Consider the following 21,578-nt stretch of genomic DNA (forward strand, 5'->3'; position numbering starts at 1 on the left):
CCCTATCCGACATTGAGCCGCCGGCCCCGGTTCCAAGCCAGGAACGGTACCCCGGAGAGGAGGGCGCGCAAGGCCGCATCGGTCTGGAAGCAGCCATTGACCGAGACCCGCGGCAGGGCGTGCAGGTGGGCGGCGTGCCCGGGGAAGAGATGGCCGGGCCGGGTCGTCACGGCGGTGCGGTAGCCCGCCTCGCGGGCCAACGCGAAGTCCCGAGGGCCCGCCGCGCTGGAATCGCCGACCGGATAGGAAAAGTGCTCCGGCACCCGGCCGAGCAGGTCGCCGAGGCGTGCCCTCCCCTCCACGATCTCCCGGCGGGCGGTGGCGGCATCGTGCTTGGCGAGCATCGGGTGGGAGAGGGTGTGGGCGGCGAGCGTCACCGCCTCGTCCCGGGACAGGTCGCGCAACGCGTCGCCCGACAGGCAGAGTTCGCGGGCGATCGATCCCGCGTCGATCCCGGCCTCCTCGCACAGGCGCAAGGTGACGTCGCGTAAAATCTCCTCCGGCCCGGCTCGCAGGCCGCGATAGCTCGCCGCGAAGGCTGCGGATTTCTGCACGTCGCCGATCGCCGGGCAATCGAGCCCGATCTCCGGCACCTGCACCCGGTCGAGGACCCGGATCGCCCGTTCCAGCTCGATCCACCACAGCCGGCCGGTCCCGGCGGCGTAGTCGTGGGTGACGAACAAGGTCCAGGGCGCGGCGTGGCGGCGCAAAACGGGAGCGGCGTGCTCCAGGTTGTCGCGGTAGCCGTCGTCGAAGGTCAGCACCGCGAAGGGCTCGCCCGGCTCGCCGAGCCGGCGCGGCAGTTCGCAGAGCGGGACGATCGAGAATCCCCGTTCCCGCAGGACGGTGAGGGTGCGGTCGAGGAAGGCCGGGGTGATGGCGAGCAGCCGGTTCGGCGCGTAGGCGCCCGGCGGCGGCTCGTCCGGCCGGACGTGGTGGAACGTGAGGATCACGCCCCGGCCGCGGGCGGCCGGAGCGAGCCAGCGATCGGCCCCGGTGGCCGCGATGGTGGAAAAGCCGGCCTGGAACAGGCGGTGACGGGCGGACGCCGAGAGCATGACCGGAGGATGAGGCCGATCGGCCAAAGCTTCGTTACGGCGTTTGCGGATTCTGCACGCTTGCCCGCTACCCCATCGGTTGAGACGGGCGAGGTGGGGCGATGAGCGGCACGATGCAACTCGCGGCGGAGGGCGTGGCGGCCGGCCCGGCGCAGCCCCTCATCCTTGCATCCGAGATCTTTTCCGGCCTCGCGGCGGCCGAGGCGCCCTGGCGCGCCCTCGAGGCGGCGCCCGGCGCGGTGATGACGCCCTATCAGCGCTTCGACTGGGTGGCGGCCTGTGCCGGAATCCTGCCTGCGGGCGCCCGCCCCTGCCCGGTTCTGCTGCGCGACCCCACTGGCCGGCCGGTGGCGCTGCTGCCGCTCTTCGTCTGCCGCGAGGCCGGCATCCGCGTCGGCCGGGTGATCGGCGGCCGGCACGCCAACTTCCACATGCCGCTCTTCGCCGGCCCGGAGGCGATGGCCCTGCCGGCGGAATCCTACGCGCAAGGCCTGCGCCGCGCCGGCGCCCGGGCCGGGATCGACGTGATCCACCTGCCAGACCAGCCCCTTCTGTGGAACGGCGTGGCGAATCCGCTGGCGCAGGGCACCGCCTCGCCGAGCGACGCCTACGGCCTGGCGCTGGAGGCCGACCCGGAGGCGGTACTCAAGCGCGTCATGAGCGGCGATGCGCGGCGCAAGCTGCGCCAGAAGGAGAAGTGGCTGGTCGCCGCCCACGGGCCGGTCGCGCACCGGGTCGCGGCGGATGGGCCGGAGGGCGAGGCGATCCTGTCCGCCTATCTCGCCCAGAAGGCGGTGCGCTTCGCGCAGACCGGCATCGCCGATCCCTTCGCCGATCCGGCGGCGCGGGCCTTCCTCGCGCAGGCGCACCGGGCCGGCGCCCTCGAGCTGCACGCCCTGCGGACGGAAGGCGGGCGCATCCTCGCCACCTTCATCGGCGCCGTCGACGCGACGCGGTTCAGCGGCATGCTGACCTCGTTCGATCCCGACCCCGCGCTCGCCCGCTTCAGCCCCGGCGACCTGCTGCTCCAGGCCCTGATCCGCGACCAAGCTTTGCGCGGCCGCACGGCCCTCGATCTCGGCGTCGGCGAGGCGCGCTACAAGGCGAGCGTCTGCGACGAGACCATCGCGCTCGTCGATGCGGTGATCCCGGTGAGCCTGCGCGGCCGGGCCTACGGCGCCGCGGCGGAAGCGGGTGCGCGCCTGAAGCGGCGGATCAAGCGCGATCCCCGGCTCTGGGCGCTGGTCGGCCGGGTGCGCAAGGCGATGGCGCGGTCGGCGTGAGGTGGATGGAGAGTCTATCCGTCGCCTGAGCCGACGTCGTTCGCAGCGCTCACGGGAAGCATCGCGATGAACATCTCGATCCCACCCGCGACCTCATCCTGAGGTCGCGGGTGGGATCGAGAGCCTGGAGCTACAGAGACAGCCTCTCGGTATCCGCGTCATCCCGGAACCGCGAAAGCGGAGTCCGGCATGACGCGGAGGATTTCAGTCCCGTCGCGGGAATCGGCTCCCGGAGTCTCAGACCGGCCCCGACACCCCCGCCTGGTCGAAGGTCGCCATCTCGCGGTGGCAGGCCACCGCCGCCTTGACGAGGCCCAAAGCCATCGCCGCGCCGCTGCCCTCGCCGAGGCGGAGCCCGAGATCGAGGAGCGGGCGCAGGCCCAGCCGCTCCAGCACCGCGGCGTGGTCGCCTTCCGCCGAGACGTGGCCGGCGAGGCAATGGTCGAGGGCGCGGGGATCGACGGAGTGGAGGAGCGCCGCCGCGGCGGTCGAGACGTAGCCGTCGATCACCACCGGCACCCGCTGCAGCCGCGCCGCCAGGATCGCCCCGGCCATGGCGGCGATCTCGCGGCCGCCGAGGCGGGCCATGACAGAGAGCGGATCGTCGAGGTGGCCCTGGTGACAGGTCAGCGCCTTTTCCACCGCCGCGACCTTGCGGGAAAAGCCCGCCTCGTCGATGCCGGTGCCACGGCCGACCCACTTTGCCGGCTCGCCGCCAAAGAGCGCGGCGTAGATCGCGGCGGCCACCGTGGTGTTGCCGATGCCCATCTCGCCGACGGCGAGCCCGTCGGTGCCCGCCGCCACCGCCTCCATGCCGAAGGCCATGGTAGCGACGCAGGCCTTCTCGGTCATCGCCGGCTCGGCGGTGATGTCCCCGGTCGGCATGTCGATGGCGAGGTCGAACACCTTGAAGCCGAGGCCGTAGGCGGCACAGATCTGGTTGATCGCCGCGCCCCCGGCGGCGAAATTGTCGAGCATCTGCCGGTTGACGGCGGAGGGATAGGCCGAGACGCCCTGCGCCGCCACGCCGTGGCTGCCGGCGAAGACGCAGACCAGCGGCCGGTCGAGGCTCGGCGGCGCCTTGCCCTGCCAGGCGGCCATCCAGGCGGCGAGGAATTCGAGCCGGCCGAGGCTGCCGGCGGGCTTGGTGAGCAGCGAGTCGCGGGCCGAGACCTCCGCGGCGGCGGATTCGTCCGGCCCCGGCATGGTGGCGATCAGGCGGCGGATGTCGTCGAACGGGGCGGCGGCGGTGGGGGTGTCGGCCATGGGGCGGTGTCCTGCGGGGGCAACCCGGAAGGTGGGGCTTTCGTGAGGCGTGCAGATACAGCAAAATTGCACGAAGGCGCGACTCCGCGCGGGTCGATGTCGTCGGGATGCGGTGGGTGATGACGACGGAGAGGAGCGCCGGGCCCGGCCGAGCGGATGGCCGGGCCGCGGACACCAGGGGTGACGATGCCTTCGAGCCGCCTCCCCCACCCGGTCCCTGGCCGCCTTTGCGCGACCTCGCCGCCTGCCTGCGCTTCTACAGCCGTCTCCCGGTCCCGGCCCTGCCCGGCGAGACCGACATCCATGCCGCGCCCGACTTCCGCAACCTCCCCCGGATGCTGCCGCTCGCCGGCCTGGTGATCGGCGCCCCCGGCGCCGTCGCGCTGGCGGCGTCGCTGGCGCTCGGGCTCGGGCCGTTCCTCGCCGCGACACTGGCGCTCGCCTTCACCACCCTGGTCACCGGGGCGCTCCACGAGGACGGCCTCGCCGACGTGGCGGACGGGTTCGGCGGCGGGGCGACGGTCGCCCGGCGCCTCGAGATCATGCGCGACAGCCGCATCGGCGCCTACGGGGCCGCGGCCCTGGTCCTGTCCTACGCTTTGCGCATCGGCGCCCTGGCGACGTTGGCCGACCGGATCGGCTGGCGCGTCGCCCTGGCCTTCCTGGCGGCGGCCGCGCTCTCGCGCACCGCCGCCCTGTGGCCGCTCTGCCGTCTCCCTCCCGCCCGGCCGGACGGCGCCGCCCATGCGGTCGGTCGGCCGACCGAAGCCACCCATGCCACCGCCTGGGCGCTCTGCCTCGCCGTACTGGCGGCCGCCTTCCTCCTCGGCCTGCCCTGGCTCGGCCTCGGCCTTGCCGCACTCCTGGCGTTCCTCGCCGCCTGGACCCTGACCCGGATGGCCGCGCGCCTCGTCGGCGGCCAGACCGGCGACGTCATCGGGGCGAGCCAGCAACTGGCCGAGATCGCCGCCCTCCTCGCCCTCGTGATCGCGATTCCCGCCTGATGCCCGCCTCCTCTCCCTGCATCCGCCTCTGCGTGCTCGATCCCGTCACCGGCCTGTGCGAGGGCTGCGGCCGCACCGGCGCCGAGATCGGCGCCTGGGGCGCCCTGTCCGAGCCGGAGCGCCTGCGCATCATGGCGGGCCTGCCGGCGCGGCTCGCCGCCGCCTACCCCGAGCCGGAACCCGAGCCGGCCCCGGCGGTGATCGCCTGATCCGATGCCGGGCGCCGTCGGCATCGGGCTCCTGCTCCTCGCCTGCGCTTACGCGCTCACCCTCACCGGCGGGCGCGAGGTCGCGGGCCTGCGCCCCGACGAGGCGGCCGGGCTCGCCGCCGCCGGCGGCGCCGTGCTGATGGTGCTGAACGGCGTCGGCAACCGGTTCCGGTCCGGGTTCGGCGAGGGGTTCGTCGCGCTCCTGCTCTGGGGCGGGATCGGCGCCGGGGCGGCCTGGCTCTATGCCCATCGCGACCAGGCCCGGGACCTGGCCTTCCGGGCGCTCGGCGAGATGAGTCCGGGCGAGCCGGTGCCCGGGCGCGGCGACGAGGTGGTGATCGCCCGGCGGGTCGATGGCGGCTTCACCGTGCGGGCCAAGGTCAACGGCCGGGCCCAGGCCTTCGCCTTCGATACCGGCGCGAGCGCGGTGGTGCTCACCGCCGAGAGCGCGGCGCATCTCGGCCTCCATCCGGGGCCGGGCGCCTACCGGGTCCAGGTCCAGACCGCCAACGGCCGCACCGCCGCGGCCCCGGTGGTGCTCGACACGGTGACGATCGGCCCGATCACCGAGACCCGCATCGCCGCCCTGGTGACCCGGCCGGGGGCGCTCAGCGTGAACCTGCTCGGGATGAGTTTCCTGGAGCGGCTGAACTCGTACGAGGTGCGAGGCAGCCGGTTGATCCTGCGCGGGGCGCGGGGGTGAGGAATTGTTGGGGGCCCTATCGCCGGCGTGCTTCCTCTGCTCGTCTCACCCGCGACCTCATCCTGAGGTGTCATACGATTTCCGGCTGATCGCTTCGCGATGCGGAAATCGCCTTCGCTCAGGCGCCGCGCGGGCTCGTGATACGAAATCCGGAAGTGATCTTCCGGATTTCGTATCAGTTCGTCACCGGCTTCGCGGTCCCTTGCGGATGAAACATATGGCAGAGTGGACTTGCCGTCGGCGGAGAGATCGGTTCGTCTTTGGTGTGCCAGACCCCGCGTATCAGTTGGATCCGGGCTCCTCTTCAGTCCCCTCGCTTGCGTCACGGGCCGGTCCTCGGGCCAGCCCCGGAGCGCGTCATTTAGATTTGATCTCACGGGAGCCTGCGCCGGCGGCCTGACGGCAAGGAGATCGTGATGGAGGTCCTCTACCCCCGCTGCGCCGCCCTCGATGTTCACAAGGACACCGTCGTCGCAGCCATCCGTCTGGCCGAGAGCAGCGAGGTTCAGCGTGAGGTGCGTACGTTTGCCACCACCACGCCCGCTCTGCTCGACCTCTCCGCCTGGCTCGACGAGCACGCCTGCACCCATGTCGCCATGGAGGCGACCGGCATCTACTGGCGCCCGGTCTGGCAGGTCCTCGACGCCGACAGCCGCACCCTGATCCTGGCCAATGCCGCCCATGTCAAGAACGTGCCCGGCCGCAAGACCGACGTCGCCGACGCGGTTTGGCTCTCCGACCTGCTCGCCCACGGCCTGATCCGCGCCAGCTTCGTGCCCGAGGCCCAGACCCAGGCGATGCGCGACCTGCTGCGCACCCGCAAGCAACTGGTCCGCGAGCAGGCCAGCCACGTCCAGCGCATCCAGAAGACCCTCGAGGAGGCCAACCTCAAGCTCGCCTCGGTGCTCACCGATATCATGGGCCAGTCCGGTCGCGCCGTGCTCGACGCGCTGGTCAAGGGCGAGCGCGATCCGGCTGGGCTGCAGGCGCTGGTCAGCCCACGGGTGAAGGCGGCGCCCGAGGCGATCCGGGCCGCGCTCACGGGCCGGATCGGGGATCACCACCGTTTCCTGCTCGGTGTGCATCTACGCCAGTACGACGGGTTGGGGCGAGCGATCGCGGAGATCGACGCGCAGGTGGAGCGCGACCTCGGCCCTTTCCGGGAAGCGGTGAAGCTGCTGGTGACGATCCCGGGCATCAGTGACCTCACCGCGCAGGTGATCCTCTCCGAGATCGGCCCCGACATGAGCCGCTTCCCGACCGCCGGCCATCTGATCTCCTGGGCCGGGCTGTGCCCGAGGAACGACGAGAGCGCGGGCAAGCGGCGCTCGACGCGGCTGCGCAAGGGCGCGCCCTGGCTCAAGACGGCCTTGGTGCAGGCCGCCTGGGCCGGAGTGCGCAAGAAGGCGAGCTACATCAGGGCGCAGTTCCAGCGCTTGCGCGGCCGGCGCGGCCCCAAGAAGGCGATCTGCGCGGTCGCCGCTTCGATGTTGACCGCGATCTATCACATGCTCAAGGCCGGCACGGCTTACGTCGATCCCGGGCCTGATCACGGCCGCAAGGCGGCCCCGACCATCCGCGCCAAGGCGCTCGTGCGGCAGATCGAGCGCCTCGGATTTGCGTGCGAAATCAAACCCGTAGAGCCAGTTTCTATTTAGTCGATCAGAGATCGACTGACCTCGAAGGAGGGCTCCAGATAGCTCCGTGATCCCTGGAGCCCTCCTTCGAGGCTCCCTACGGTCGCACCTCAGGATGAGGACGTGGGTAAGAGGACCGAGCTTGTTTCCGACAACCGCTTCTCGAAGAAATGATCCGGGTAGGGATCGTCGTTGAAGCGGTCGATCTCGACCCAGCCGGTGCGGCGGTAGAGCTGCAGCGCCTCGGGAAGCGCCGAGTTGGTGTCGAGGCGCAGAATCGCGATGCCGAGGTCCCGCGCCGCCGCCTCCGCCCCCTCCATCAGCCGGCGGGCGAGGCCGAGGCCGCGGGCGGAGGGGCAGACCCAGAGCCGCTTGATCTCCGCGCTATCGCCACCCTTGCCCTTGAGGCCGACGCAGCCGATCGGCAGCCCGTCCGACAGCGCGACCAGGAAGGCGCCGCGCGGGCGCATCATGTCGGCGGCCTCGGGATCGCGGGAGAGGGAGACGTCGAAGCCGGTGGCGAACCGCCATCCCAGCTCGGCGTAGTATTCCGTCAGGCAATGCAGGGCGGCCTCGGACCGCGGGTCGGTCTCCTCGATCGCGATCCGCTCGCGGCCGAGCGCCGTGGCGACGAGGTCCATGGCGCGGAGCAGCTCGTCCCCCTTCGGGAAGCGGGCCAGCAAGTCCGCCGCGCGGTCGTTCGACAGGGCCTCGTAGGCGGCGAATTCCTGCCGCCCGGCCTCGGTCAGGACCGCGACCCGGCGGCGGGCATCGCCCGGATGGGGCAAGGTGACCACCAGCCCCTCCTCCTCCAGGCTGCGCAGGAGCCGGCTCAGCAGGCCGGAATCGAGCCCGAGATAGTCGCGTAAGGCGCCCACCTCCCCGCGCCCATGCCCGATGGCGTTGAGCACCCGGGCGGCGCCGAGCGGCCGGCCGCGGCCGAGGAACGAGGTGTCGAGGGCTCCGACCTCGGCGGTGACGGCCCGGTTGAAGCGGCGGATACGGCGGACGGCATCGGTCGACATTTGCCTGACGTAAGTCAGAGATATGGCGCCGTCAATCCGGCGACCGGGTCCCCGTGCAATAAAAAAGCCCCGGCGCGCGGCCGGGGCTCTCGATCGGACGAGCGGGGCGGCGTGCCGCCCCGAATAGTCGCTCAGTTGTTCCGGTTGCCCATAAGCGAGAGCAGGAACTGGAACATGTTGATGAAGTCCAGGTACAGCGTCAGGGCGCCGAACACCGAGACCTTGGCGGCGGTCTCGCCGTCGAAGTTGCCGTAGAGGTACATCTCCTTGAGCTTCTGCGTATCGTACGCGGTCAGGCCGGCGAAGATCAGCACGCCGATGACCGAGATGGCGAATTGCAGGGCGCTCGAGGCCAGGAAGATGTTGACCAGGCTGGCGATGACGAGGCCGATCAGGCCCATCACCAGGAACGAGCCGATGCCCGACAGGCTGCGGGTCGTGGTGTAGCCGTAGAGGCTCAAGCCGCCGAACGCCGCCGCCGTGACGAAGAACACCTGGACCACGCTCGCGCCGGTATAGCGGATCAGCAGCGTCGACAGCGACGCACCCATCACCGCCGCAAAGGCGAAGAAGGTGGTGCGGGCCGTGGCGGCCGACATCCGGTCCATCCGGAACGAGAACAGGAAGATGAAGGCGAGCGGCGCGAGCGCGATCACCCACATCAGCGGCGTGGCGTAGAGCGTCCGGCCGAAGCTGGTCAGCGGGATCGAGCCGATCCGCGCCACAGCGTCCGCCTGCGAGGTCGCCACCGCGAGCTTGTTGATGCCGAGTGCCACCACCCCGGAGATCCCGAGGCCGATGATCATGTTGTTGTAGACGCCGAGCATGAACGCGCGCAGGCCCTGGTCGACCTGGACCTGGCTCTGGGCGTAGCCCGTGGGGCCCCCGTAGCCGCTCGCGTTGCCCTGCCGGAACGGGCTGTTCTCGAATGCCATGGGAGATTCCTTCGGAAGCTCTCTAGCGTGGATGTTCCTGGTGCGAGGTTCCTACGCGACCCTCGGACGCTTTACGCGTCGGATCGGCGGCCTCGCCCTCGCGGGCCCGTCCGCCTTGACCGGAATATGTGGGGTGCGGCGAGCGCGCACAAGGGCGTGAGGGGATCCGACTTCCGTCGGATCCCGCAAAAACCCAAGGTCAATCCGCCGCAGGGAATGCGAAGGATTAACATTCCTACAGATTTCGTAGGTACTGCGCCGGCTTCTGCCCGAGGATGCGCCAGGTCCCGGCGAGCCCGAGCCCCACCGCCGCGACGACCGCCAGAAGCGCCGCGAGCAACGCCCCCGAGAGATCGAGGGCGAAATCGAGATGCATCACCTTGGTGAGGATCACCCAGCCCGCCAGCGTCCCGGCGACGAGGCCGAAGAGAGCGGTGGCGAGGCCGAGGGCACCGTATTCCATCGTGTAGGCGGAGAGCAGCCGCGCCCGGGTGGCGCCGAGGGTCTTGAGCACCACCGCGTCGTAGAGCCGAGCCCGGTGGCCGGCGGCGAGCGCGCCGGCCAGCACGAACAGGCTCGTCGCCACCGCCACCCCGCTGGCGCCGCGGATCGCGAAGACGAGCTTGGCCACGAGGTCGTTGACCGCGTCGAGCGCGTCCTTGACCCGCACGCTGCTCACCGAGGGGAACTCCCTGGCCGCATCGCGCAGGATCCGGGCTTCGAGGGCGGCATCCGGCCCCTCGGGCAGGGTGAGCGTCGCGAGGTCGCTATGCGGCGCGCCCCGGAAAGTGCCGGGCGAGAACACCATCACGAAGTTGATGCCGAGGTTGCGCCATTCGACGTGGCGCAGGTTGGCGATGGTGACGGTCAGGCTGCGCCCGAGCACGTTGACGGTGACGCTGTCCCCGACCTTGAGCTTCAGGCTGCGGGCGAGCTGGTCGTCGAAGGAGACGAGCGGCTTTGTCGCCTCCTCGCCCTTCCACCACCGGCCGGAGGTGATCGTGGAGCCGTCCGGCAGATCCTCGGCGTAGGTGATGCCGCGGTCGCCGTCGAGCACCCAGGCGGCGTCCTCGCCGGCCTTGATCTGGCCGGCCGGCACGCCGTTGAGCGCCGTGATCCGCCCGCGCATCATCGGCACCCGCTCGATCTTGGCCCGCGGCGCGGCCCGTCCGAGGAACTGGTCGAAGGCGTCCGCATCGCGGCTCGGGATGTCGAGGAAGAACAGGCTCGGCGCCTTGGCGGGCAGCGATCGGGTCAGGGTCCGGGTGATGTTGGCGTCGATCAGGCTCAAGGCCACCAGCAGCGTGATGCCGAGGCCGAGCGACAGCACGATCGAGGGCGTCAGCGCGCCTGGCCGGTGGAGATTGGCCAGCGCCAGCCGCGGCGCGGCGCGGCTCGGGCGCGGCAGGCGGCGCGCCAAAGCCATCAGCCCGGCGGCGACGAGGCGCAACAGCCCGAAGGCGAGGCCCGAAGCCGCGATGAAGATCAGCGCCACGCCGCGATCGTAGGCGGTGGCGAGCGCCAGCCCGACGAGGCCGGCGAGCGCGAGGCCGAGGATGCCGAGATAGAGCGGCCGAGGCCAGCGCCGGTCGGGATCGACCGTATCGCGGAACAGTCCGGACACCGCGACGTCGTGGGCGCGGCCGAGCGGCCCGATCGCGAAGGCGAGCGCGGTCAGCGCGCCGTAGAGGGCGGCGACCACCAGTTCGCCCGGCGCCAGCGTCGGGTCGAGCGGCAGCGGCAGCAGCGCCCCGAAGGCGGCATCGAGCGCGAAGGGCAGCACGGCGCCGATCACGAGGCCAGAGGCGATGCCGATCCCGGCGATCAGCATCACCTGCGTCAGGTAGATGCCGACCACCTGGCTCCCGGGAGCACCGAGGCTCTTGAGGGTCGCGATCGAGGCGCGCTTGCGCTCGACGAAGGCCCGCACCGCATTGGCGACGCCGACGCCACCGACGAGGAGTGCGGTGAGGCCGACGAGCGTGAGGAACTGGGTGAAGCGCTCGATGCTGCGGGCGAAGCGCGGATCGGCGTTGAGCCGCGAGCGGATCTCCCAGCCGGCCTCCGGCAGGGCGGCGCGGGCATCGGCCATGGTCTTTTCGACCGCCGCGTCGTCGCCTTGAGGCAGCATCACCCGGTAGACGAAGCGGTTGAGGCTGCCGGGCTGGACCAGGCCCGAGGCCTTGAGCGCATCGAGCGACACCATCAGGCGCGGCCCGAAGCCGATGCCGCCGGCGATCTTGTCCGGTTCGCTGACCAGCACCGTGCGCAGCGCGATCTCGGCGCCGCCGACCGTGAGCCGGTCGCCGAGCTTGAGGTCGAGGCGGGCGAGGAGCGCTGGATCGGCGGCGGCGCCATAGATGCCGTCGCGGGCGGAAAAGATCTCGGAGGGCGGCATCGAGGGCTCGGTCGTCAGCGCGCCGACCGCCGGGTAGTCGGGCCCGACCGCCTTCAGCTCGACCAAAGCCGCGCCCTTGTCCCCGGCCGAGGCCATGGCGCGGGTGAAGCCCGCGACCGAGACCCGGCCGCGCGAGTCCAGGAACGCTCTCTCCTGCGGGCTCGCCTCGCGGTGGATCAGCCCGAAGGTGACGTCGCCGCCGAGGATCTTTCGCCCTTCGCGGGCGAGCCCGTCGGAGAGCGAGCGCGACAACGAGGCGACGCCCGCGATGGTGGCGACCCCGATGGCGATGCAGGCGAGCAGCACCGTGAAGCCGCGCAAGCCCCCGCGCAATTCGCGGAGCGCGAGGCGCAGGGTCAGCGGCAGGCGCGACGGCCGGCCGGGCGTCCCGCCGGGGAGTTTGGGCAAGGGAAGCTTGGGAAAGTTGCCGTGCATGGGATCAGGCGCTCACGGCCATGTCGATCAACCCCGAGCGCAGGCGCACCGTGCGGTCGCACAGGCGGGCGAGGCCGGGATCGTGGGTGACCAGCACCAGGGTGGCGCCGCGGTCGCGCTTGAGGGCAAACAGCAGGTCGACGATCTGGGCGCCGGTCGCCTCGTCGAGATTGCCGGTCGGCTCGTCGGCCACCAGGATCGCCGGTTCCGGCGCCACCGCACGGGCGATGGCGACGCGCTGCTGCTCGCCGCCGGAGAGCTGGGCCGGGTAATGGTGCAGCCGGCGGCCGAGCCCGACCGCCTCGAGTTCCCGCGCCGCCCGCGCGTGCGCATCCGGCGCGTCGGCGAGTTCGAGCGGCAGCGCGACGTTCTCGAGCGCCGTCATGGTCGGCACGAGGTGGAAGGACTGGAACACGATGCCGATGCGCCGGCCGCGGAACCGCGCCAGCGCATCCTCGTCGAGCCCGGCGAGGTCGGTGCCCTCGACCACGACCTTCCCCGAATCCGGCCGCTCCAGCCCCGCCATGGTCATCAGCAGGGTCGACTTGCCCGAGCCCGAGGGACCGACGAGGCCGACCGCCTCCCCCGGCGCGACGCTGAGCGAGATCCCCTTGAGGATGTGGACCCGGGCAGCGCCGCGGCCGAGGCTGAGATCGACGCCGTCGAGCGCGATCGCCGGTCCGGTGGCCTTGTCGGTCATGAGGGAAAAGCCGATCTGTAGCGCGGCGGCCACTTAAGGGCCGCCGCCGGAGGTGACGTGTTGGGACGAACCTACGCAGGACGGGCGGCCCGCCGGCCCGATATGGGCCGTGCCTTGGTGGTTCGCCAAGATGGCCGCCGCGCGGCACTCGCATTTCTGATCGTTTCGCTGCTGATGACCCTCGTGACGCCGCTCCATGCGCAGGACGCCCCCCCCGGCCCCGCAAAGGCCCGCCCCCTGAACCTCGTCGCGCTCGGCGACAGCCTCACGGCGGGCTACGGCCTGCCGGCAGCCGCCGCCTTCCCGGTCCAGCTCGAAGCGGCGCTCAAGGCGCGTGGTCATTCGGTCGCGGTCGCCAATGCGGGCGTCTCCGGCGACACCGCGACCGGCGGGCTCGACCGGGTCGACTGGTCGGTGCCGGATGGAACCGATGGGGTGATCCTGGAACTCGGCGCCAACGACATGCTGCGCGGCACCGACCCGGCGGTCACCGAAAAAGCCCTCGCGGCGATCGTCGCGCGGCTGAAGGCCCGCGGCATCCCGGTGATGCTCGCCGGGATGCGGGCGGCGCCGAATCTCGGGCCCGATTACGGCAAGCGCTTCGACGCGATCTATCCCCGTCTGGCCGAGCGCGACGGCCTCGTCCTCTACCCGTTCTTCCTCGACGGCGTCGCGGGCGACCGCAGCCTCACGCTGCCGGACGGCCTGCACCCGACCAAGGACGGGGTCGCCAGAATCGTCGCCGGCATCCTGCCGAGCGTCGAGACGTTCCTGACGCGCCTGCGCAAGGGGGCCTGAGCCCGAGAAGTCCGGAATCCAAAAGGTCCAGAATCCAAGAGGTCCAGAATCAATGCCGCGCCTGTTCACCGGGATCGAGGTCCCGCCCGAGACAGGGCTGGGCTTGAGCGCCTTCCGGGGCGGGCTGCCCGGCGCCCGCTGGGTCGAGCCCGCCGATTACCACGTCACCTTGCGCTTCATCGGCGACGTCGAGGGCGGGCTCGCCGAGGAGATCACCGAGGCCCTGGCCGATCTTCGGCCCCGCCCGCCCCTCACCCTCGTCCTCGACGAACTGGCGGTGTTCGGCGGCGAGAAGCCGCACGCACTGTTCGCCCGCGTCGTACCCGATCCCGACCTCGCCGAGTTGCAGGCCGAGCACGAGCGCATCCTGCGCCAGCTCGGCGTCGCGCCCGACACGCGGCGCTTCACGCCTCACGTCACCCTGGCCCGACTCAAGCGCGGCGCCGGCCCGGACGGGGTGGCGCAATACCTGGCGGTGCAACCGGTCTTCCCGCGGATCGCGTTCACGGCGCGGCGGGTGGCGCTGTACTCGGCGCGGGACTCGGTCGGCGGCGGACCCTACGTGGTGGAAGCGGCCTATCCGCTCTCCGACGACGCGCAGGCGTGAGGGCCGGGCGACCGGCTCCCCCGAATAGGCGATGGCGGTACAATCGAACCGGTATAGGATCGGGTTACTGTCCTCCCCGAGAGGCACGCGCCCACGCCGTTCACCTCCACCTTACGAACTTGGCGTGGGCGCTTCCTTATCTCGCGATCGTTCCTCGTCCCGCCCACCGGACCAGGATGAGCCTGACCGCCGGCCGTAGGACGGTCGAGGGAACGGACGTCGCGCAGGATTCCTCTCTCGGCCCCCCTCATCCTGCGCACCCGGCGCCCGCGGAGAGAGGAAGAGCGCGCGCTTGCCAACCGGCCCTGCCGGATGCCGTGAAAGGACGATCCTGAATCGACCGCCGGTCAGCCACCTGGCACACCGCTTCCGCGCCGACGCCCCGAAGCGGGACATCCCGACCGCACCCCGCCCCGGGTCAGAACTTGAACACCGCCCGGGCCGCTTCCTGCGAAGCCTGCTTATCCTCCTCGAGCCGCGCGATCTCCCGGCGCAGGGACGCGATCCGCTCGTCGAGATCGGAGACGGACAGGGCGGCGAGGTCCTGGCCGATCTGATGGGCGGCGTGCACCGGCTTCCGGCTCTCGGCGTCGTCGAACATCGGCGTCTCCCTCGGTGCGCGGGCGCCCCGCGGCGCTCTCCGGGCGATCCTTAACGCGATTGACTCGCGGGGACCATTCCGCCATACACCGGCGCGACGTGACCGCGCCCCAATTCGGGCGCGGTTCGCTTTCGCCAAGACATTCTGGACCACGAGGGCCTCGGCAGCGCGACGCGCGGGGCCGGCCCCGGCCTTCGGAGAACGAGCCGTGAAGAGAACCTATCAACCGTCGAAGCTCGTGCGCAAGCGCCGCCACGGCTTCCGTGCCCGCATGGCCACCGTCGGCGGCCGCAAGGTGATCGCCGCCCGCCGCGCCCGCGGCCGCAAGCGCCTGTCGGCGTAAGGCGCCTCGCGGTGCCCGCAAGCGCCGCGTTGACCGGAGTACCGCGATGACCGGTGCTTCGCCGCCGATCGGCCGGATCACCCGGCGCCCGGACTATCTGGCGGCGGCCAAGGGCCGCCGTTTCCATACCGAGCGCCTGACGGCACAGGGCCGCCTGCGGGACGATGGACCGCCGGGCGGCCTGCGCGTGGGCTTCACCGTGACGAAGCGCGAGGGCCACGCCACTGAGCGCAACCGGATCCGCCGCCGCCTCAAGGTCGCGGCCCGGCTCGCGGCGGAGCAGGCCGGGCCGGCGCAGCGGGACAAAGCGGCTGACGTGGTGCTGATCGGCCGGCGCGACGCCCTGGCGGCGCCCTTCGCCCAGCTGGTCGAGGATGTCGCCCAGGCCCTCGGCGTGGTGACGAAGCCCCGCGGCCCGAAGCCGCCTTCCGCCGAGGGCGCGAAGCCCGGGCGCGGGCGAGGGAAAACGGGCTCGAGCAAGCCGGGACAGGCTCCAGCGGCGAGGTCCCCGGAACGGAATTCATGAGGCGATCCCGGGCAGCCGGAATCGCCTCGTCGTGTTGGTCGTGAGGGCCGGGATGCGGGCTGCCAGGCCCGCCCTCGGTCCCGCTCTTTTGGCGGCAGGCGTCGCGGGTCCATGGGTAACGACAAGACGAACATGATCATCGCCGTCGCGCTGTCGCTGGCGGTGCTGCTCGGCTGGAACTACTTCGTCAGCGCGCCGCAGGTCGAGCGCCAGCGCCAGGAGCAGTTGGCCGCCAGGCAGGCGCAGGCGGCGAAGGACGGCCCGGCGGCGAGCCCCCGCGAGGGCGGTCCCGCCGCGCCGGCGCCCGGCACCCTGCCGGGCGCGCCCGGCGGCAACCCGGCGCTCGCGGCGACCCGCGAGGAGGCGCTCGCCCGCTCGCCGCGGGTGCGCATCGACACCCCGGCGCTCGCCGGCTCGATCGCTCTCAAGGGCGGCCGCATCGACGACGTGTCGCTGAAGAACTACCACGAGACCGTCGACAATTCCTCGCCGCGCATCGTGCTGCTCTCGCCGACCGGCTCGGCCAACCCGTACTACGCCGAGTTCGGCTGGGTGGGTCAGGGTGCAGCCGGGCAAGGCGCCTCGGCGCTGCCGACCGGCGACACGCTGTGGACCGCCGAGGGCGACGTGCTGACGCCGCAGAAGCCCCTGGTGCTGACCTGGGACAACGGTGCCGGCCTCACCTTCCGCCGCACCATCTCGGTCGACGACAAGTTCATGTTCACGGTCGCCGATGCGGTCGAGAACAAGGGCGGCGCCGCCGTCACCCTCTACCCGTACGGCCTCGTCTCGCGCTGGGGCAAGCCGCACACGCAGGGCTATTACGTCCTGCACGAGGGCATGATTGGCGTGCTCGGCGACAAGGGCCTTCAGGAAGTCACCTACGACAAGCTCGCCAAGGACAACCCGCTCGGCGCGCCCGGCACCCGCGGCCAGTCCTGGACCGGCGTGACCGGCGGCTTCCTTGGCATCACCGACAAGTACTGGGCCGCCACCGCGATTCCCGACCAGAAGGCCCCCTATACCGGCTCGTTCACCGAGCGCGACGAGGGCGCCACCAAGGTCTACCAGGCCAGCAGCCTCGGCGACGCCAAGTCGCTCGCTCCCGGCGCCAGCATCGAGGCGCAGCAGCATCTCTTCGCCGGCGCCAAGGAGGTCGGCACCATCGACGGCTACGAGAAGTCGCTCGGCATCAAGCGCTTCGACCTCTTGATCGATTGGGGATGGTTCTACTTCATCACCAAGCCGATGTTCAAGGCGCTGGACTTCTTCTACCATCTGTTCGGCAATTTCGGCGTGTCGATCCTGGTCGTCACCTTCCTGCTGAAGCTGCTGTTCCTGCCGATCGCCAACCGCTCCTACGTCTCGATGGCCAAGATGAAGGCCGTCCAGCCGGAAATGACCGCCATCCGCGAGCGCTACGCCGACGACAAGGTGAAGCAGCAGCAGGCGATGATGGAGCTGTACAAGAAGGAGAAGATCAACCCGGTCGCCGGCTGCTGGCCGGTGCTGGTACAGATCCCGGTCTTCTTCTCGCTCTACAAGGTGCTGTTCGTCACCATCGAGATGCGGCACGCGCCGTTCTTCGGCTGGATCCGCGACCTCGCGGCGCCGGACCCGACCTCGGTGTTCAACCTGTTCGGCCTCCTGCCCTACACTCCGCCGGACTTCCTCCACCTCGGCATCTGGCCGCTCATCATGGGCGTGACGATGTTCGTGCAGATGAAGATGAACCCCGCGCCGCCGGACCCGGTCCAGGCCCAGGTCTTCACCTTCATGCCGATCATCTTCACCTTCATGCTCGGCTCGTTCCCGGCCGGCCTGGTGATCTACTGGGCGTGGAACAACACCCTGTCGGTGATCCAGCAATACGTGATCATGCGGCGCAACGGGGTGAAGGTGGAGCTCTGGGACAACCTGCGCTCGACATTCTCACGCCCGAAGGCCGCGAAGGCCAAGGGCTGAGGGTCCAGAACCGATGCAGGACCAGCCTCAGACCGAGGCCGAGAAGGAGGCCGCCCTGCGCGAAGCAGGGCGGCTGCTCTTCGCCGGCTCCGCCGACTTCTTCTACGCCGCCGACAAGCTCGAGATCCTGCCGCCGATGCGGGGGCACGAGATCGCCTTCGCGGGCCGCTCCAACGTCGGCAAGTCGAGCCTGATCAACGCGCTGACGGGCCGCAACGCGCTCGCCCGCACCTCGCACACGCCGGGGCGCACCCAGCAGCTGAACTTCTTCGACGTGGGCGGCGGCAAGCTCGTCCTCGTCGACATGCCGGGCTACGGCTATGCCGCGGTCGAGAAGGCGAAGGTCGCGGCCTGGACCGAACTGATCCACTCCTACCTGCGCGGCCGGGCCAACCTCGCCCGGGTCTACGTGCTGATCGACTCGCGCCACGGCATCAAGCCCAACGACGCCGAGGTGCTGGACGGGCTCGACAAGGCCGCGGTCTCCTACCAGATCGTGCTCACCAAGTCGGACGCGCTCAAGAAGCACGAGATCGAGGCCCGGCTCGACGCGACGAAGGCGGCGATCGCCCGGCGGCCGGCGGCCTATCCGGAGATCATCCTGACCTCGAGCCGCACCGATGACGGCGTCACCGACCTGCGCGCCAGCATCGCCCGTCTGCTCTCCGAGCGCGGGGAAGCGTGATGCATGCGGCCGACCGGGGGCTCCTGGCGCTTGCCGGCATTGCCGGCGCGCTCGGCGTCGGGTTATCTGCGGCGGCGGCCCATATCGCCGGGGCGACGAGCCTCGCCACGGCCGCGCAGTTCCTGCTGTTCCACGCCCCTGCCCTGCTCGCCCTCGCGTGTCTGGCCGGCAGCGGGCGGGCCCATCCGGTCGTGGTCCGGGCGGCGGGCTTCGCCCTGTCCCTCGGCCTCGCGCTGTTCTCCGGCGACCTCGCGGTCCGGGCCTTCCTGCAGCAGCCGCTCTTCCCGATGGCGGCACCGAGCGGCGGCATGGTCCTGATCCTCGGCTGGGTCTTGGTCGCCGGCGCGGCGCTCGGACCCGCGCGGCGGTGACGTAAGCGAAGATCCGCACGCTTTTCACGCGAACGGCCAAGCTTCTCGCCTCTCTCCCCCCTGGACAGCGGCCACTTCCGGTCCACATCTGCGGCAAACACGCGGAGACCGCAGGCATGAACCCGCTCAAGACGCTGCACGCCGAACAGGACCAGGCCGTCTGGCTCGATTTCGTCGCCCGGGGCTTCGTCCAGGACGGTGGGCTCAAGCGCCTGGTCGACGAGGACGGCCTGCGCGGGGTGACCTCGAACCCGGCGATCTTCGAGAAGGCGATCGGCCACTCGGACGAGTACGACGACGCGATCAAGGCGGCCGGCGACCAGCGGGTGATCGATCTCTACGAGGGACTGGCCATCGCCGACATCCAGGCGGCGGCCGACGTGCTGCGCCCGGTCTACGAGGCGAGCGGCGGCCAGGACGGCTTCGTCAGCCTCGAAGTGTCGCCGTACCTGGCGCTGAACACCGCCGAGACGCTGGAGGAGGCGCGCCGCCTCCACAAGGCGGTGGCCCGCGACAACCTGATGGTGAAGGTGCCCGCCACCCCGGAGGGTATCCCGGCGATCCGCGACCTCACGGCGGACGGCATCAACATCAACGTCACGCTGCTCTTCGCCCAAGGCGCCTACGAGGACGTGGCGAACGCCTATATCGACGGCCTGGAAAAGTTTGCAGCGAGCGGCGGCGACATCGGCCGGGTCGCCAGCGTGGCGAGCTTCTTCATCAGCCGCATCGACGCGGCGGTCGACAAGCTCCTCGACGAGAAGATCGCGGCGGCCAACGATCCGGACGAGAAGGCGGCCCTCGAAGGCCTCAAGGGCAAGGTGGCGATCGCCAACGCCAAGCTCGCCTATCAGCGCTACAAGCGCCTCTTTGCGGGCGACCGCTGGAAGAAGCTCGCCGACAAGGGCGCCCATCCGCAGCGCCTGCTCTGGGCCTCCACCGGCGTGAAGAACAAGGCCTATTCCGACGTGCTCTACGTCGAGGAGCTGATCGGCCCCAACACCGTCAACACCATCCCGCCGGCGACGATGGACGCCTTCCGCGATCACGGAAAAGTCCGGGCGAGCCTGGAGGACGGAGTCGACGAGGCCGAGCGGGTGATGGCCCATCTCGCCAAGGCCGGCATCGATATCGACGCGGTGGCGCGCCAGCTCGTCGAGGAGGGCGTGCAGCTCTTCGTCGATGCCGCCGACAAGGTGCTGGGCGCCGTCGCCGGCAAGCGCCAGAAGTTTCTGGGGAACGGTCTCGATCGGCAGGCGCTCGCGCTCGGCAGCCTCGACGAACCGGTGAAGCAGGCAATCGAGACCTGGCGCAAGGACGGCCTGGTGCGCCGCCTGTGGCAGCGCGACGCGAGCGTTTGGAGCGGCGCCGACGAGGCGCAATGGCTCGGCTGGCTCACCATCGTGGAGGACGAGTCGAAGAAGGCCGCCGACTACGCCGCCTTCGCGGCTGAGGTGAAGCAGGAGGGCTTCACCGATGCGGTCGTGCTCGGCATGGGCGGCTCCAGCCTCGGCCCGGAGGTTCTGGCCGAGACCTTCGGCCAGCAGCCCGGCTTCCCGCGCCTGCGCATCCTCGATTCGACCGATCCGGACGAGGTCCGGGCGGTCGAGGCCGCGGTGAACCTGGAACGCACCCTGTTCATCGTCGCCTCGAAGTCGGGCTCCACCCTCGAACCCAACGTCTTCCGCGATTACTTCCTCGGCCGGATGCGCGACGTGGTCGGGCACGACAAGGCCGGCCGCCACTTCGTCGCCGTGACCGATCCGGGCTCGGCGATGGAGAAGGCGGCGAAGGAGGATGGCTTCCGGCGCATCTTCTACGGCGTGAAGCAGATCGGTGGGCGCTACTCCGTGCTCTCGGCCTTCGGCCTGGTGCCGGCCGCCGCCATGGGCCTCGACGTGAAGGCCTTCCTGGAGAGCGCCCGCACCATGGTGCGCTCCTGCGGCTCCGACGTGCCGCCGGACCTGAACCCGGGCGTGCAGCTCGGCCTGGTGCTGGGCAAGGCCGCGACGGAACAGGGGCGCGACAAGGTCACGCTCGTCGCATCGAAGGGCATCGACACCTTCGGCGCCTGGGCCGAGCAGCTGATCGCCGAATCGACCGGCAAGCAGGGTAAGGGCCTGATCCCGATCGAGAACGAGCCCCTGGCGGCAGCGTCCGCCTACGGGTCGGACCGGGTCTTCGTGTACTTGCGCCTCGACGAGGGCGCCGATGCCGCCCAGGATGCCGCGGTCGAGGCCCTGGAGGAGGCCGGCCACCCGGTGGTGCGGATCAGCCTCGCCTCGAAGCGGAGCCTGCCGCAGGAATTCTTCCGCTTCGAGATCGCCACGGCGGTGGCGGGCGCGGTGCTCGGCATCAACCCGTTCGACCAGCCCGACGTCGAGGCGAGCAAGATCAAGACCCGCGAGCTGTTCTCCGCCGCCGAGAAGGACGGCGCACTGCCCTCCGAGACGCCGGTGGCCGAGGACGAGACCTTCGCGCTCTACACCGATGCGGCCAATGCCGAGGCCTTGCGCAAGGCGGGTGCGGGCTCCGATCCGGTGAGCTGGATCAAGGCGCAAGCCGGGCGCATCGGAACCGGCGACTACGTCGCGCTGCTCGCCTACGTCACCCGCAATCCGGAGCACCAGGCGGCGCTTCAGGAGGCCCGGCTGGCGCTTCGCGACGCCAAGCACGTCGCGACCTGCGCCGAGTTCGGGCCGCGCTTCCTGCACTCGACCGGCCAGGCCTACAAGGGTGGGCCCGATAGCGGCGTCTTCCTCCAGATCACCTCGGAGGCGCCGGACCTCGCCATTCCCGGCCGTAGCCTGGGCTTTGCCACGGTGATCGCCGCGCAGGCGCGAGGCGATTTCGGCGTGCTCTCCGAGCGTGGAAGGCGGGCGTTGCGCGTCCACATCAAGGGCGACGTGGCCAAGGGGCTCGACCGGCTGAAGTCGGCGCTTAGTTAGGGCTAGCGCGAGGGCTCCTCTCTCGGGCCGACTAACCAACACGACGCCATTGCACCTGCTTTTCTGGGTGAGCGCTCTCCC

General features: G+C 70.9%; 20 protein-coding genes. 13 read left to right on the forward strand and 7 right to left on the reverse strand.

Annotation, left to right across the window (positions count from 1 at the left end):
• Window positions 1–2: 2 nt before the first annotated feature.
• Entirely contained in the window at window positions 3–1,058 is a 1,056-nt protein-coding gene (locus tag AC3AOF_RS15175; RefSeq protein WP_236990059.1) for a polysaccharide deacetylase family protein, read from the reverse strand.
• Window positions 1,059–1,159: 101 nt separating this feature from the next.
• Here AC3AOF_RS15175 and AC3AOF_RS15180 point away from each other — a divergent pair, with 101 nt between their 5' ends.
• Entirely contained in the window at window positions 1,160–2,341 is a 1,182-nt protein-coding gene (locus AC3AOF_RS15180; RefSeq protein WP_488345784.1) for a GNAT family N-acetyltransferase, read from the forward strand.
• Window positions 2,342–2,578: 237 nt separating this feature from the next.
• Here AC3AOF_RS15180 and cobT read toward each other — a convergent pair whose 3' ends face one another.
• Window positions 2,579–3,607, reverse strand: coding sequence for a nicotinate-nucleotide--dimethylbenzimidazole phosphoribosyltransferase (cobT, locus tag AC3AOF_RS15185; protein WP_236990057.1), 1,029 nt, complete (start codon window positions 3,605–3,607; stop codon window positions 2,579–2,581).
• A 119-nt stretch (window positions 3,608–3,726) separates the two neighbouring features.
• Between cobT and cobS the strand changes: the two genes are divergently transcribed.
• From cobS to AC3AOF_RS15205, 4 genes are all read left to right on the forward strand, one after another.
• Window positions 3,727–4,611, forward strand: coding sequence for an adenosylcobinamide-GDP ribazoletransferase (gene cobS / locus AC3AOF_RS15190; RefSeq protein WP_236990056.1), 885 nt, complete (start codon window positions 3,727–3,729; stop codon window positions 4,609–4,611).
• Window positions 4,611–4,820, forward strand: coding sequence for a DUF1289 domain-containing protein (locus tag AC3AOF_RS15195; protein WP_236990055.1), 210 nt, complete (start codon window positions 4,611–4,613; stop codon window positions 4,818–4,820). Before cobS ends, AC3AOF_RS15195 begins: the two co-directional genes overlap by 1 nt.
• A gap of 4 nt (window positions 4,821–4,824) precedes the next feature.
• Window positions 4,825–5,523 carry a retropepsin-like aspartic protease family protein gene (locus AC3AOF_RS15200; RefSeq protein WP_488345785.1) on the forward strand — a complete coding sequence of 233 codons (699 nt, stop codon included), beginning with the start codon at window positions 4,825–4,827 and terminating at the stop codon, window positions 5,521–5,523.
• Between the two features lie 416 nt (window positions 5,524–5,939).
• Complete coding sequence (locus AC3AOF_RS15205) at window positions 5,940–7,181, forward strand: IS110 family RNA-guided transposase (RefSeq protein ID WP_236987753.1); 1,242 nt, start codon at window positions 5,940–5,942, stop codon at window positions 7,179–7,181.
• Between the two features lie 89 nt (window positions 7,182–7,270).
• Here AC3AOF_RS15205 and AC3AOF_RS15210 read toward each other — a convergent pair whose 3' ends face one another.
• The 4 genes from AC3AOF_RS15210 to AC3AOF_RS15225 all read right to left on the reverse strand — a co-directional run bounded on the left by AC3AOF_RS15210 (window position 7,271) and on the right by AC3AOF_RS15225 (window position 12,653).
• On the reverse strand, window positions 7,271–8,185 hold the full coding sequence (locus AC3AOF_RS15210; protein WP_488345786.1) for a GNAT family N-acetyltransferase: 915 nt from the start codon (window positions 8,183–8,185) through the stop codon (window positions 7,271–7,273).
• A 131-nt stretch (window positions 8,186–8,316) separates the two neighbouring features.
• Complete coding sequence (locus AC3AOF_RS15215) at window positions 8,317–9,120, reverse strand: Bax inhibitor-1/YccA family protein (protein ID WP_488345787.1); 804 nt, start codon at window positions 9,118–9,120, stop codon at window positions 8,317–8,319.
• Window positions 9,121–9,355: 235 nt separating this feature from the next.
• A complete protein-coding gene (locus AC3AOF_RS15220; protein ID WP_488345788.1) occupies window positions 9,356–11,953 on the reverse strand; it encodes an ABC transporter permease in 2,598 nt (865 codons plus the stop codon).
• A gap of 4 nt (window positions 11,954–11,957) precedes the next feature.
• The gene (locus tag AC3AOF_RS15225; protein WP_488345789.1) at window positions 11,958–12,653 is read right to left on the reverse strand and encodes an ABC transporter ATP-binding protein; all 696 of its coding nucleotides are present in this window, start codon (window positions 12,651–12,653) and stop codon (window positions 11,958–11,960) included.
• Between the two features lie 174 nt (window positions 12,654–12,827).
• Between AC3AOF_RS15225 and AC3AOF_RS15230 the strand changes: the two genes are divergently transcribed.
• Together AC3AOF_RS15230 and thpR are read left to right on the forward strand one after the other, a co-directional pair.
• The gene (locus AC3AOF_RS15230) at window positions 12,828–13,451 is read left to right on the forward strand and encodes an arylesterase (RefSeq protein ID WP_488345790.1); all 624 of its coding nucleotides are present in this window, start codon (window positions 12,828–12,830) and stop codon (window positions 13,449–13,451) included.
• 52 nt (window positions 13,452–13,503) lie between these two features.
• Window positions 13,504–14,058, forward strand: a complete 555-nt coding sequence (gene thpR / locus AC3AOF_RS15235) for an RNA 2',3'-cyclic phosphodiesterase (RefSeq protein ID WP_236990048.1) — start codon at window positions 13,504–13,506, stop codon at window positions 14,056–14,058.
• Between the two features lie 418 nt (window positions 14,059–14,476).
• Here the strand turns inward: thpR and AC3AOF_RS15240 are convergent, their stop codons facing one another.
• Window positions 14,477–14,659: a DUF1192 domain-containing protein gene (locus tag AC3AOF_RS15240; protein ID WP_488345791.1), complete on the reverse strand. Its 183-nt coding sequence runs from the start codon at window positions 14,657–14,659 to the stop codon at window positions 14,477–14,479.
• A gap of 208 nt (window positions 14,660–14,867) precedes the next feature.
• On the opposite strand from AC3AOF_RS15240, the gene rpmH reads away from it, so the two are divergent.
• The 6 genes from rpmH (at window position 14,868) to AC3AOF_RS15270 (ending at window position 21,497) form a co-directional block, all read left to right on the forward strand.
• Window positions 14,868–15,002, forward strand: a complete 135-nt coding sequence (gene rpmH / locus AC3AOF_RS15245; RefSeq protein WP_010300405.1) for a 50S ribosomal protein L34 — start codon at window positions 14,868–14,870, stop codon at window positions 15,000–15,002.
• A gap of 46 nt (window positions 15,003–15,048) precedes the next feature.
• Window positions 15,049–15,528 (forward strand): ribonuclease P protein component, encoded by a 480-nt coding sequence (locus AC3AOF_RS15250; RefSeq protein WP_236990046.1) that lies wholly within the window; start codon window positions 15,049–15,051, stop codon window positions 15,526–15,528.
• A gap of 111 nt (window positions 15,529–15,639) precedes the next feature.
• Entirely contained in the window at window positions 15,640–17,493 is a 1,854-nt protein-coding gene (gene yidC / locus AC3AOF_RS15255; RefSeq protein ID WP_488345792.1) for a membrane protein insertase YidC, read from the forward strand.
• A 13-nt stretch (window positions 17,494–17,506) separates the two neighbouring features.
• On the forward strand, window positions 17,507–18,178 hold the full coding sequence (gene yihA / locus AC3AOF_RS15260) for a ribosome biogenesis GTP-binding protein YihA/YsxC (RefSeq protein ID WP_488345793.1): 672 nt from the start codon (window positions 17,507–17,509) through the stop codon (window positions 18,176–18,178).
• The gene (locus AC3AOF_RS15265) at window positions 18,178–18,549 is read left to right on the forward strand and encodes a DUF423 domain-containing protein (protein WP_488345794.1); all 372 of its coding nucleotides are present in this window, start codon (window positions 18,178–18,180) and stop codon (window positions 18,547–18,549) included. Before yihA ends, AC3AOF_RS15265 begins: the two co-directional genes overlap by 1 nt.
• Before the next feature lie 116 nt (window positions 18,550–18,665).
• A complete protein-coding gene (locus AC3AOF_RS15270) occupies window positions 18,666–21,497 on the forward strand; it encodes a bifunctional transaldolase/phosoglucose isomerase (RefSeq protein ID WP_488345795.1) in 2,832 nt (943 codons plus the stop codon).
• The last annotated feature ends 81 nt before the right edge of the window (window positions 21,498–21,578 follow it).

It is taken from the genome of Methylobacterium sp. 142-1Y, from assembly GCF_057747795.1.

Bases quoted from the DNA above. Each gene is read 5' to 3' on its own strand.
- thpR (WP_236990048.1), top strand. From the start codon at position 13,504: ATGCCGCGCCTGTTCACCGGGATCGAGGTCCCGCCCGAGACAGGGCTG.
- AC3AOF_RS15210 (WP_488345786.1), bottom strand. From the start codon at position 8,185: ATGTCGACCGATGCCGTCCGCCGTATCCGCCGCTTCAACCGGGCCGTC.
- AC3AOF_RS15205 (WP_236987753.1), top strand. From the start codon at position 5,940: ATGGAGGTCCTCTACCCCCGCTGCGCCGCCCTCGATGTTCACAAGGAC.
- AC3AOF_RS15230 (WP_488345790.1), top strand. From the start codon at position 12,828: ATGACCCTCGTGACGCCGCTCCATGCGCAGGACGCCCCCCCCGGCCCC.
- AC3AOF_RS15250 (WP_236990046.1), top strand. From the start codon at position 15,049: ATGACCGGTGCTTCGCCGCCGATCGGCCGGATCACCCGGCGCCCGGAC.
- AC3AOF_RS15225 (WP_488345789.1), bottom strand. From the start codon at position 12,653: ATGACCGACAAGGCCACCGGACCGGCGATCGCGCTCGACGGCGTCGAT.
- AC3AOF_RS15265 (WP_488345794.1), top strand. From the start codon at position 18,178: ATGCATGCGGCCGACCGGGGGCTCCTGGCGCTTGCCGGCATTGCCGGC.
- yihA (WP_488345793.1), top strand. From the start codon at position 17,507: ATGCAGGACCAGCCTCAGACCGAGGCCGAGAAGGAGGCCGCCCTGCGC.
- AC3AOF_RS15180 (WP_488345784.1), top strand. From the start codon at position 1,160: ATGAGCGGCACGATGCAACTCGCGGCGGAGGGCGTGGCGGCCGGCCCG.
- AC3AOF_RS15270 (WP_488345795.1), top strand. From the start codon at position 18,666: ATGAACCCGCTCAAGACGCTGCACGCCGAACAGGACCAGGCCGTCTGG.
- AC3AOF_RS15220 (WP_488345788.1), bottom strand. From the start codon at position 11,953: ATGCACGGCAACTTTCCCAAGCTTCCCTTGCCCAAACTCCCCGGCGGG.
- AC3AOF_RS15215 (WP_488345787.1), bottom strand. From the start codon at position 9,120: ATGGCATTCGAGAACAGCCCGTTCCGGCAGGGCAACGCGAGCGGCTAC.
- yidC (WP_488345792.1), top strand. From the start codon at position 15,640: ATGGGTAACGACAAGACGAACATGATCATCGCCGTCGCGCTGTCGCTG.
- cobS (WP_236990056.1), top strand. From the start codon at position 3,727: ATGACGACGGAGAGGAGCGCCGGGCCCGGCCGAGCGGATGGCCGGGCC.
- AC3AOF_RS15195 (WP_236990055.1), top strand. From the start codon at position 4,611: ATGCCCGCCTCCTCTCCCTGCATCCGCCTCTGCGTGCTCGATCCCGTC.
- AC3AOF_RS15175 (WP_236990059.1), bottom strand. From the start codon at position 1,058: ATGCTCTCGGCGTCCGCCCGTCACCGCCTGTTCCAGGCCGGCTTTTCC.
- AC3AOF_RS15200 (WP_488345785.1), top strand. From the start codon at position 4,825: ATGCCGGGCGCCGTCGGCATCGGGCTCCTGCTCCTCGCCTGCGCTTAC.
- cobT (WP_236990057.1), bottom strand. From the start codon at position 3,607: ATGGCCGACACCCCCACCGCCGCCGCCCCGTTCGACGACATCCGCCGC.
- AC3AOF_RS15240 (WP_488345791.1), bottom strand. From the start codon at position 14,659: ATGTTCGACGACGCCGAGAGCCGGAAGCCGGTGCACGCCGCCCATCAG.